The sequence below is a fragment of the uncultured Caulobacter sp. genome (genome assembly GCF_937900395.1).
In the GTDB taxonomy this organism is placed as follows: Bacteria; Pseudomonadota; Alphaproteobacteria; order Caulobacterales; family Caulobacteraceae; genus Caulobacter.
The window spans coordinates 1-2,988 of record NZ_CALCDX010000180.1 but is presented as its reverse complement, the minus strand read 5'-3'; the positions used below and the strand labels follow the sequence as shown (position 1 = coordinate 2,988).

Genomic DNA, 2,988 nt, shown 5'->3' with positions numbered 1-2,988 from the left:
GTCACCCGCCTGCGCGACAGCCAGCTGGGCGATGAACGGGTCAAGGACGTCAAGAACTACATCAAGAAGGGCAAGCTCTGGGAGGCCTTCGAAAGCGAGGTTCGCCCGGTTCTGCTGATCGACGAGATCGACAAGGCCGACATCGAGTTCCCGAACGACCTCCTGCAGGAGCTCGATCGCATGGAGTTCTTCGTCTACGAGACCGGCGAGACCATCAAGGCCAAGGTCCGGCCGGTGATGATCATCACCTCGAACAACGAAAAGGAGCTGCCGGACGCCTTCCTGCGCCGTTGCTTCTTCCACTACATCCGCTTCCCCGAGGAAGAGACGATGCAGGCCATCGTCGACGTCCACTTCCCCGGCATCAAGCAGAAGCTGGTCTCCGAGGCGCTGCGCATCTTCTATGACATGCGCAAGGTGCCGGGCCTGAAGAAGAAGCCCTCGACCTCGGAGCTGCTCGACTGGCTGAAGCTGCTGCTGGTCGAGGACATCGACGAGCAGGTGCTGCGCGAGAAGGACCCGACCAAGCTGATCCCGCCCCTGCACGGCGCGCTGCTGAAGAACGAACAGGATGTTCACCTGTTCGAGCGCCTGGCCTTCCTGGCGCGTCGCGAGGGTTCGGGCGCACGGCCGGGGCAGTAAGCTCCGTCTCCGAGCCTAGACCGGCGTTACTCGGATTTCACTGGACGCGCGGCGGAGGGGCGACCACCTTCCGCCCAACGAGGCAAGCGTCCTGGGGGTACCTATGCGTCATACCAAATGGCTTGCGGCCGCGCTGCTGATCGGCGCCGGGGCCACGGCCTTGTCGGCCTGCCATCGCGCCGAGGAAACCCGCGAGCACCGCCTGAGCCTGCGCGAGCCGTTGCGCGTCATCGATCGCCTGGACTGCCCGGAAAAGCAGGGCGCGCTGCGCCGCGTGTCGGTTGCGGCCGACGGTCAGTCCTGCGCCTACGAGTCGCCCACGGCCTCGGTCGACCTGCGTCTGGTGCGCCTGAACGGCGGCGACGCAGAGGCCGCGCTGTCGCCGATCGAGGCCGAGCTGAAGGGGGTCATGCCCCCGCCGCCGCCCGCGCCGAAGCCGCCCCACGATACGAAGGGCGGCAAGAACCACGCCAGCATCCACCTGCCGGGCGTCACGATCGACGCGCATGATGACGCCGCCGACATCCGGATCGGCCACCTGACCATCAATAGCGACGGCGGCGCGGCCGAGGTGAAGGTCAACAAGAACGTCAGCACCAAGGGCGACGACGGCCAGGGAACCGTCAACATCACCGCCGATGACGAGCATGGCGAGGGTGACGTCGCGATTCGCGCCAACGAGAACGGCGCCGAGATCCGCGCCAAGAAGGGCGGCCGAGGGGACGTCCGCTCGACCCTGATCATCGCCAACGACAAGGCCCCGAAGGGCTTTCGCCTGGCAGGCTACGAGGCGCGGGGCCCCAAGGGCGGGCCGCTGGCCGTCGCCGTCGTCAAGGCCAAGACCCGCGACACCGACGACCACGACCTGTTCAAGGACATGAAGGCCCTGGTCCGCCACAACGTCGGCGGCTGACCGCGTCCTACTGAACGGGCTCGACCTCCATCACCTTGTAGGTCAGCGGACGGCCGTCCTCGTCGGTGACGGTGACGTATTCCCCGAGCGCGAAGCGGTGCTCGCCCAGGCGATGCAGCGGCTCGTCGTCGGAGTCGTCGGTGTTGTCATAGTCGAAGAACCAGCGCGCGCCGCGACGGTTCAGGCGACCGTCCACCGCGTCTTCGTCCGGCGCGAAGCGGCGCACGCTGCACTCGCCCTTGACCTTCGAGAAGGCGTCCTCGTCGATGTGGCCGTCCGCGGTCAGCGGGGCGGTCAGGGCATAGCCGCGATGGTCGTCGCCGCCGGCGAACTCGGTGCCAGGATTGCGCGCCAGGCGCAGAACGATGCGCGAAAGAGACATGCGGTCGTCTCCCTTTCTTTTCTTATGGTTGGACGAGATCAGTGCGACAGGAACAGCGACGGCCCATCGCTGTTCAGCAGCGTCCGGGTGGTCCCGCCGAAGATGAACTCCTGCAGCCGGGGATGACCAAACGCGCCGGCGACCAGCAGGTTCGCGCCGGCGTCGCGCGCCGCGTTCAGCAGCAGCGCGCCAGCGTCGCCGGAACCCTCCAGCACCTTGGCCGTCGCCTTGACGCCTCTCGCGCCGAGGAATTCGACCAGGCGCTCCAGCTCGAAGGCGCGCGACGAGGCCGACGGGGCGCCGACCACGACAACCGACGAAGCCTTCTGAAGCAGCGGCAGGGCTGTCCGCACGGCGCGGCTGGCTTCCTTGCCGCCGTCCCAGGCGACCACGGCGACGCCGTCCGGCTTGAAGCCCGTACGGGCCACCAAGGTCGGTCGCTGCTCGTCGGCGACCAACTGCTGGAAGGCCTCGGCCAAGGGGCCACGCCCCCGCGCGGCGGCGTCGTCGAAGACGATGACGTCAGACAGGCGGCCTTCCATGGCTAGACCCGCCCAGACGGGCGATTCCAGACTGATGACCTTCGTATGGGGATAGGCCACGTCGGCGGCGACCTTGGTGCAGGCCTTGGCGCCTTCCTGGGCGGCCTCCTTCAGGCTTTCCAGCGCCGTGACCTGCACGCCGCCCATGAAGCCCTCGCCCATCCACGGCATAAGATCGGCCATGTCGGCCGGCGCGTGGACGCAGGCCAGCTCGGCCTGGAAAGCGCCCGCCAGCTTGGCGGCCAACTGCACAACCGCCTGATCGTGCGCGGTTCCCGCGAGAGGAACCATAATTCTCGCCCAGCTCATGATCGAACTCCCTTTAGGGGCATTTCCACAGATGACCGCGACAGTCTCATTGATCTTTCTCAACCGATAGGTCAGTCAACCACCTTCACCGTGAGGAACGATCACGTGGCCAAAGGGCTGCACAAGGGCAAAGCGCCCCGAGCGTGGCAGAGAATGCTCTCCGGACGTCGGCTCGACCTGCTCGATCCGTCGCCGATGGA

The 2,988-nt window shown here is 66.9% G+C and carries 4 protein-coding genes and 1 pseudogene; 3 read left to right on the top strand and 2 right to left on the bottom strand.

All coding sequences use genetic code 11. The annotated features are described in order from the left end of the window. Positions 1 to 642: MoxR family ATPase (locus tag Q0379_RS15790; protein ID WP_299010827.1), on the top strand; the 642-nt coding region annotated here is incomplete at its 5' end. 103 nt (positions 643 to 745) lie between these two features. Next, positions 746 to 1,555: a hypothetical protein gene (locus Q0379_RS15785; RefSeq protein WP_299010825.1), complete on the top strand. Its 810-nt coding sequence runs from the start codon at positions 746 to 748 to the stop codon at positions 1,553 to 1,555. A gap of 7 nt (positions 1,556 to 1,562) precedes the next feature. Here Q0379_RS15785 and Q0379_RS15780 read toward each other — a convergent pair whose 3' ends face one another. Together Q0379_RS15780 and Q0379_RS15775 are read right to left on the bottom strand one after the other, a co-directional pair. Then, positions 1,563 to 1,937: a hypothetical protein gene (locus tag Q0379_RS15780; RefSeq protein WP_299010822.1), complete on the bottom strand. Its 375-nt coding sequence runs from the start codon at positions 1,935 to 1,937 to the stop codon at positions 1,563 to 1,565. 38 nt (positions 1,938 to 1,975) lie between these two features. Beyond that, a complete protein-coding gene (locus Q0379_RS15775; RefSeq protein WP_299010819.1) occupies positions 1,976 to 2,788 on the bottom strand; it encodes a universal stress protein in 813 nt (270 codons plus the stop codon). 66 nt (positions 2,789 to 2,854) lie between these two features. On the opposite strand from Q0379_RS15775, the pseudogene Q0379_RS15770 reads away from it, so the two are divergent. Beyond that, a pseudogene (locus tag Q0379_RS15770) lies at positions 2,855 to 2,988 on the top strand (HD family hydrolase); the annotation flags it as partial.